The organism is uncultured Porphyromonas sp. (assembly GCF_900541275.1).
Classification (GTDB): Bacteria; Bacteroidota; Bacteroidia; order Bacteroidales; family Porphyromonadaceae; genus Porphyromonas_A.
The window spans coordinates 40049-47615 of sequence record NZ_UQJH01000011.1 but is presented as its reverse complement, the minus strand read 5'-3'; the positions used below and the strand labels follow the sequence as shown (position 1 = coordinate 47615).

Genomic DNA, 7567 nt, shown 5'->3' with positions numbered 1-7567 from the left:
AGGCATATATTTCGTCATATTGGGATAGATGATTTTTGGCTTACTGAAATCCTCCAAATATGCGCAGTTACGGAGGTTATAGGGAGTATCCCCTTTGTCTGCACGGACGGATATTTTATCCCAATATTGGTCCAGATGAGTCTTTACTGCAGGGTAATCGTTGATATCAATTCGTGGCATTTTTCCCTTAACGCCGTTGTGGGTATTGATCAGATATAGACCATTGTCCACGTATCCGTAGCGCTTGATGTCTCTGCCGCGCAATATGGGTCGTATAAGATCTTCCGTGCGCTGGTGCTCGTCCTCGGTCTGGCAGTTTGATAGGATCTCATCACGCTTGGCAGTGTCGATGATGAAGGCCTCGTTGCAGCCGGTAAGCACGCCACGATAAATCTGGATGTCCCAGTCCTTAAGCGGGGTGCCAACAGCCTCAATCTTCTCCTTGATGCGCTGCTCGATGGGGGTGAGGATGACCCAAGGGGCGGAAGTGAAGGCGGAGGGCGTCGCATGTTGCTGGACAAAAAGGCTCATTTATCGAGGGAGATGACCTCCTTGATGTAGCGGGAGAGGGTGTTGCGGTCGCACTTACAGATCTTGGCGATCTTGCGTAGCGAGATCTGCTCCTCGAGGAGTCCCTTGATCAACTGCTTCTTACGGTAGAGGGGATGCTTCTCCGGTGCCGTCTTGCGTCCCTTGGGACGCCCGAGGATGACGCCCTCGGCTCTCTTCCTGGCTAAAGCTTCCTTGGTGCGCTGGCTGATTAAGTTGCGCTCGATCTCAGCGCTTAGACCAAAGGCAAAGGCGAGGACCTTGCTCTGTATGTCGTCTCCTAAGCGGTAGTTGTCCTTGATCGTCCAGACGCGGCACTCCTTTGTCATACATATATTGAGGATCTCCATAATCATGAAGAGGTTTCGCCCGAGGCGGGATAGCTCGCTACAGATGATGATATCATCTCGGGTGACCTTGCGGAGGAGGTCTCCAAGCTGCCGCTTGGTGTAAGCCTTGGTGCCGCTGATGGTCTCCTCGATCCAGTCATCGACCAGGAGTCCGTTTCTCTTACAGAAGTTGTTGATCTCGAAGCGCTGGTTCTCTACCGTCTGCTTGTCGCTGCTTACTCTGATGTATCCGTACGTCATATCTAAGTGTGAGTTTGTGGTCCAACCTCTTGTGGAGATCAGGCCGGGATAAGTGAGTCGCAAATGTAAGTGCATACCGGCAGGAGGTGGATCGAGAAGTGTAGATTTGAGGAGAAACAAACCAATACAATAGCATATGGAATTTAAGAGACTTGGGCTCACTTCGGCAGCACCGAGTGACTTTACACTGGAGGCACTCAGGCAGCGCCATGCCGGCACTCTAGGCAGAGTTTACCACCTGATCAACCTCCGGGGTATAGACTTGAGTGCCTAACGCCTGAGTAGTGATGAAATAGGAAAGGATGCGAATATACCACCTCCCCGCCCTCCACTATCTCTCATGGTCTCCCACAGTCTCCTCTCTACAAGTAGTGTAGACATCTCTACCTTTTTCCCGCCACCTCGCCAATTTGCCTGCGCCCTCTCCCAGGGGTGACGCATTTGATCCTTACAGCCATGGAGAAGGCACCCCTCCGGGGTGCATTGCGACCCATCCGACCCGTCCGACCTATCCCAAAAACATCCCGTCACCTAATACCGGTAAAAGAATTCTCTAATACCGATATTAGAGATCACTAATACCGGTAAAAGAAATCTCTAATATCGGTATTAGAGATCCCCCCCTATCCGCCAGGGGGAACCCCACCTTGCGGGGTCTCTGGAAAGGGGGATTTCTGCTCGGCGACCCGCCAGGGGTCGAGGGGGTAGGGGCGGGTCTCAGCACATTTGAAACAAATGTGCGAGAATGGCACTTCGTGCAACATTCTCATAGAGCGAGCACCCTTCGGGTGCCTCACGACCCGTCCGACTTGTCCGACATGTCCGACCCGGGCATGGCGTCACCCCTGATCTACCGCCCGGGAGAGTAGGGAGAATAGGGGAGACCTTTGCATAATACCCCATCTGCGGCGTCACTTTCGAGATTCGGGCTTGGTCATGTGCGTAAGCACACTCCCTTCGCCCTCACTCTCAGTTCCTTGCATCTGGAGTGTTCTGCAAAGTCCCTGCCGAAAAAGCGGTGCTTTTTCGGTGAAAGACCATTTTGCAAAGGTCTTTAGGGGGGAAATGGCTACTTTTGTGGGAAGAGATTGTGACCACTTATGAAGTACGACATCACCTATACACTCGACCAACTCCCCGAGGTGGCTAAGGAGCTGCTGGAGAACTTTGGCGACCACCGCGTCTGGGCCTTTGATGCGCCTATGGGAGCGGGCAAGACGACGCTCATCGATGAGATCTGCAAGCTCCTCCGGATCCAGGAGGTGACCAGCAGCCCCACCTTTGCGATCGTCAATGAGTACCATACCGCGGACGACAGCGTCATCTACCACATCGACTGCTACCGGCTCGACGACCTGGCGGGCGCCTACCGCATCGGCCTTGAGGAGTACATCGACAGTGGCGAGTACTGCTTCATCGAGTGGCCCGAGGTGGTCACTCCGCTCCTCGACGAGGAGGCGCTCACGCTCCACATTGAGATCATCGACGACGGGCAGGCGCGCCGCCTCACCATCGACTGAGTGCCCCGATGACCGCCAGGCTGCTGATAGAGCTCTCGGTGGTGGGGATGTTTGTCCTCCCCGGGCTGCTGGCTCTCTGGGTCGGCATCGCCAATAGAGAGTGGTTTTTCTCCAACCCCCAGGCGCAGATATGGCTCCGTGCCCTGGGGCGAAAGGGTAGCCGCATCGCCACCATCATCATCGGTCTGCTCCTCCTCGCCTGCAGCCTCCTCTTCTACATTGATCCCCTCCACGTAATGAAGTCCTAAGCCCTGCCTATGAGACACCCCTTCTCCCCCTCGGAAAACGAGATGACTGACTACAACGCACCCAGGGGCAGACAGCTCATTGAGGATATCCTGAGCGGTCACTACGCCCGGGCCTTTGAGATGCTTGACGGCACGCCCACGGGCGACAGCCCCCGGCTCAGAGAGCTGACAGAGACCTATCGGCTCCTCTGCGACTACTATGCCAAGGGGGCTGAGGATCCCTCCCGCGACGAGATACTCCGCAAGATCGGGCGAGAGCTACGTATGCTGATCCGCGAGACGTGGGATGTAGAGAGGTTTCTGCCCCCAAGCTGCATAGATGCCAGGCGACGTCTCGGGGAGGGGTACGACCTGGCGGCGGACCTGGCGCACCCCCTGAGGAGGCAGGAGCCGGGCTACTACGACCGGCTGGACCGACTCTTTGACTACCTCTGGGCGACCAACCGGCTGACGGAGGCGGACTGTGAGGCGATACGGCGCTCTACCGACAGGGTGGAGCGGCACATGCTGCTCTCGGGGCTCTCCGTGGGGCTGTGCGAGGAGTATGACCCCGCCAAGCTGACCCTCCTCATCGAGGTGCTGGAGGATCGCGAGCCGGCCGATGTGGCGATCGCCCTGCCTGCCCTACTGATGGGCGGGCGAAGGCATCAGAGGGAGATCCTGCACTTCTACCCCGACCTGGCGGAGCGGGGGCTCGCTGCCCTGCGCCGCCTTCGGGAGGAGCTCCATATGGCGGTGGAGGTGCTCCTCGACACCTACGCCACAGAGCGCAATGACCGGATCTTCACCGAGGAGGTGCTGCCCAAGCTGCAGGGACTCGGGGAGCACCTGCGCGGTATGCCGGGGGCGACGATGGAGGATCAGGTGCAAAACTTCTACCACAGCCTCGATGAGCAGCGGGACGATGAGATAGAGGGTCTCCTCGCCGACGCGATGGGACGGCTGGGGGATATGCAGAAGGACCGCTTCGACATGGAGTACTCGTCGGCGAAAAACCTTAAGGGCTTCCCCTTCTTCGGCAGCCCTGCCCACTGGTTTTACTCCTACATCCCCACCCATCCCGATCTGATCGAGGGCAATGTGAGGATGCTGACCAACTGGGGCAAGGCACTCTTCGGTGGCCGGCGCCTGATCTCCTCCGACCGCTACTCCTTCTCCCTCATCCCCGGGCTCGACCGGATGATCCCGCGGATGGACCTGCCGGAAGGGGTCTCCCTCAGGGAGAGCGAACCGATGACGCTGCGGGAGCAGATGAGGGACTTCCTCTTCGGGGCCTACCGCTTCTACACGCTCTACAGCGATGCGGGCGACTTCATCAATCCCTTTGAGGGACATCCCTTCGTCCTCGACGGGCCCTTCACCCGCGCGGCAGACCTCTATACCGAAGAGCAGCTCTGCGACCTCGCGCTGCGGGTGGCGCACGATGGTCACTACGGCTGGGCGGGGCGGCTCTACGAGCAGTCACAGCGAGACTATGGAAGTCACTCTGGGGAGGTGTGGCGCGGCATAGCGGTGGTCTATATGATGGACGACAGGGACGAGGAGGCTCTCCACGCACTGGAGGAGGCGATCCGCGAGGAGGGGATGCGCAGCAGTACGGCAGAGAAGGTTGCCTCACTCTTGGTGAAGCTGGGTCGGAAGAGCGACGCCATCGACTTCATACGCAAGGCGGAGGATCAGGTGGAGGGTCCGGGAAGGGTCCGGCTGGTGGCGGAGCGTGTCCGGCTGCTGAGAGAGCGGGGAGAGCCGGAGGAGACACTCCAGGCGGCCTACAAAGCGGACTTCCTCGCCGACGGGGAGGATAGGGAGATCTCCGAGACCCTCTGTACCCTCCTCCTCGAGACGGGCCGGGCGGAGGAGGCGGTCAAGCGCGCCCACTCCTCCTCGCTCCCACTCCACGAGGGGGTCGCACTCCTCGCGACAGGAGAGCGGGCCGAGGGCATCGCCCTACTCCGTCAGGCACTCCATACGAAGCCCGGCAACGCCCCCCGACTCGAGGCGCTCCTGTCGCTCCTTGCTAGGTACGACATCCCCGACAGGGAGCGCGCACTGATCTACGACACCATCACTCTACCATCCTATGAGGCAAAGTAAGCCCACTCTCCTTCTCCTCGCCACCCTGCTACTGATCCTCGTCGGCTGCAGCCGCAAGGATCAGGCAGGCAGCCCCCTCGCCGTCGACCTCCGTCCCGGCACGCAGCCGGCACTGCTCTACACCTACGGCACGACCGCCATCAGGATCGACACGATCGATGGGAAGTATAAAGCGCACTTCGACCGCGACACGCTTGACTTCCTCGTGCTCACCGACACCACCGGACTGATAGAGGCGGTCCTGATCCCCGACACCACTAAGCTGAGGTACCGCCGCGGCAAGATCGAGGGAGCGCGCTACGCCGATGAGCTGATGGAGTGGCAGCGACTGATCACCGAGGCGGGCGACAGCATCACGCCCGACCTGAGGGACTTCTACGGGCGGATGACCGGCCGTCGGCTCAGCCTCTTCTACGCCCTCGACGGGCTACGGCGCTTCCCCGATCAGGAGCCATCACTCCTCAGGGGACTGCTCTCCGCGGCGCAGTACAGCCACACCGACCTCCTTACTGCCCTCGGGCTGAGCAACGAGACCTCTTTCAGCCGCTTCCCCGACCACTTTGGCAGGGAGGAGAGGGAGACAAAGGCCTTCATCAAGCCGGATCACTTCATGGCGGTGATGGCCCTCTGCGAGAGCGATATGGACAGCACGCTGCTCCGCCCCTTTTACCACACTGCCGACAGCCTCGGCGTCAAGAGTCTCCTACTGCTGATCGGGCAAGAGGAGGCGGCACCCTTCCTCCCCTCGTCCGACCGCCGGACCCGATTCGTCAGCGACAGCATCGGCGAGGCATCGACGATCGCCACCACACTCGGGGCGGAGAGCCTCCCCGCCTACTTCGTCATAGACACGCTTATGAGCGTCATCGATCGTCCCTCGGACCTCACCGAGCTGACCCGGTACATCCTCGCCCACGACACCATCCCACTGAAGAAGAGTAAGAGAAAATGATCGAGCTATCGGACGACCTCAGCTACCCCGGCGAGGGGGCTGAGGAGAGAGACCCCTCCCACGCCCTGGCCAAGATCTACGGACAGGCGGTCAATGGGCTCTCTGCCACCACGATCACCATCGAGGCACAGTGTCAGGACGGGGTGCGATACACGCTCGTCGGACTGCCCGATACGGCGGTCAAGGAGAGCCGGGAGCGGGTAGAGGCGGCGCTGCTGGAGTCCGGCATCAGCTGGAAGCGACGGCGCTACATCATCAATATGTCCCCGGCCGACATACGTAAGGAGGGCGCCGCCTACGACCTACCCCTCGCTGTCGTCCTCGCCGGGCTGATGTGCCCCCTCGACCTATCCCCTCTGGAGCGCGTGGTGGTGATGGGCGAGCTCTCCCTCGACGGCCGGATACAGCCGATCCACGGCATCCTCCCGATGGCGATCAATGCGGTGCGGGATGGCTTCCGCGCCATCATCGTCCCGCGTGCCAATGCGCGGGAGGCGGCAGTCGTCGACGGGCTGACCGTCTTCGCCGCCGACACGCTCACGCAGGTGCTCGCCTTCGTCTCCGGCACCGGGACGCTCGAGGTGGTGAGCGACCAGACAACGGAGGCGGACTTCGTCACCTCGATAGAGAGTATGCTCGACTTTGCGGATGTGAAGGGGCAGGAGGAGGTGCGGCGCGCCATGGAGGTGGCTGCGGCAGGCAATCACAATATCCTCATGGTGGGTGCGCCCGGCAGCGGCAAGTCGATGATGGCCAAGCGGCTCCCGGCGATCCTCCCGCCACTCACCAAGGAGGAGGCGATCGAGACGACGATGATCCACTCCGTCGCCGGCGTGCTGCCCCCCGACAGCGGACTGATGACGCGGCGCCCCTTCCGCTCCCCCCACCACACCACCTCCGGGGTCGCCTTAGTCGGTGGCGGCACCTACCCCAAGCCGGGCGAGATCTCGCTGGCGCATAATGGGGTGCTCTTCCTGGACGAACTGCCGGAATTTTCCCGCCACGTGCTGGAGGTTCTGCGGCAGCCGCTCGAGGACAGGATCGTCACCGTCTCACGAGCCCGCGGCACGATCACCTTCCCCGCCTCCTTCATGCTCGTAGCATCGATGAATCCTTGCCCCTGCGGCAACTACAATAATCCCGCAAAGGACTGCACCTGCCTCCCCGGGCAGATCTCCGCCTACCTCGGGCGTCTCTCCGGGCCTCTCCTCGACCGCATCGACATACAGGTGGAGATCGTGCCGGTCCCCTTTGAGGCACTCTCGTCGAGAGAGCCGGGCGAGTCGAGCGCCGTGATCCGTGAGCGGGTGCTGCGGGCGCGCGCCATACAGGCGGCACGCTACAGGGAGATCCCCGGCATCTACACCAATGCCCAGATGACTCCCGCCCTGATGAAGGAGTACATCCACATCGACTCCGCCGGGCGCGAACTCCTCCGCCGCGCCATGGACCACTACGGGCTCTCGGCGCGGGCCTACGACCGGATCCTCAAGGTGTCGCGCACCATTGCCGACCTGGAGGGATCGCCCGAGGTGCTCACCCACCACATCGGCGAGGCGGTCAACTACCGCAAGCTCGACCGCAGCAGCTGGGGCGAGGTAAAGTCGTAATCGC

7 protein-coding genes and 1 pseudogene are annotated in these 7567 nt (G+C 60.9%); 6 read left to right on the top strand and 2 right to left on the bottom strand.

The genetic code is table 11. The annotated features are described in order from the left end of the window. Window positions 1–531, bottom strand: a pseudogene (locus tag QZR17_RS05870) (class I SAM-dependent DNA methyltransferase); the annotation flags it as partial. Continuing rightward, window positions 528–1139 carry a master DNA invertase Mpi family serine-type recombinase gene (locus QZR17_RS05865; protein ID WP_297128835.1) on the bottom strand — a complete coding sequence of 204 codons (612 nt, stop codon included), beginning with the start codon at window positions 1137–1139 and terminating at the stop codon, window positions 528–530. The gene QZR17_RS05865 and the pseudogene QZR17_RS05870, both read right to left, overlap by 4 nt. Before the next feature lie 136 nt (window positions 1140–1275). Between QZR17_RS05865 and QZR17_RS05860 the strand changes: the two genes are divergently transcribed. From QZR17_RS05860 to QZR17_RS05835, 6 genes are all read left to right on the top strand, one after another. Next, complete coding sequence (locus QZR17_RS05860) at window positions 1276–1413, top strand: hypothetical protein (protein ID WP_297128832.1); 138 nt, start codon at window positions 1276–1278, stop codon at window positions 1411–1413. 826 nt (window positions 1414–2239) lie between these two features. After that, a complete protein-coding gene (gene tsaE / locus QZR17_RS05855; RefSeq protein WP_070466991.1) occupies window positions 2240–2659 on the top strand; it encodes a tRNA (adenosine(37)-N6)-threonylcarbamoyltransferase complex ATPase subunit type 1 TsaE in 420 nt (139 codons plus the stop codon). Between the two features lie 8 nt (window positions 2660–2667). Continuing rightward, window positions 2668–2907 (top strand): Imm17 family immunity protein, encoded by a 240-nt coding sequence (locus QZR17_RS05850; protein ID WP_297128828.1) that lies wholly within the window; start codon window positions 2668–2670, stop codon window positions 2905–2907. A gap of 9 nt (window positions 2908–2916) precedes the next feature. Further along, window positions 2917–5001 carry a hypothetical protein gene (locus tag QZR17_RS05845; RefSeq protein WP_297128825.1) on the top strand — a complete coding sequence of 695 codons (2085 nt, stop codon included), beginning with the start codon at window positions 2917–2919 and terminating at the stop codon, window positions 4999–5001. Then, window positions 4988–5953 carry a hypothetical protein gene (locus QZR17_RS05840; RefSeq protein WP_297128823.1) on the top strand — a complete coding sequence of 322 codons (966 nt, stop codon included), beginning with the start codon at window positions 4988–4990 and terminating at the stop codon, window positions 5951–5953. Before QZR17_RS05845 ends, QZR17_RS05840 begins: the two co-directional genes overlap by 14 nt. Beyond that, complete coding sequence (locus QZR17_RS05835) at window positions 5950–7563, top strand: YifB family Mg chelatase-like AAA ATPase (RefSeq protein WP_297128822.1); 1614 nt, start codon at window positions 5950–5952, stop codon at window positions 7561–7563. Before QZR17_RS05840 ends, QZR17_RS05835 begins: the two co-directional genes overlap by 4 nt. The last annotated feature ends 4 nt before the right edge of the window (window positions 7564–7567 follow it).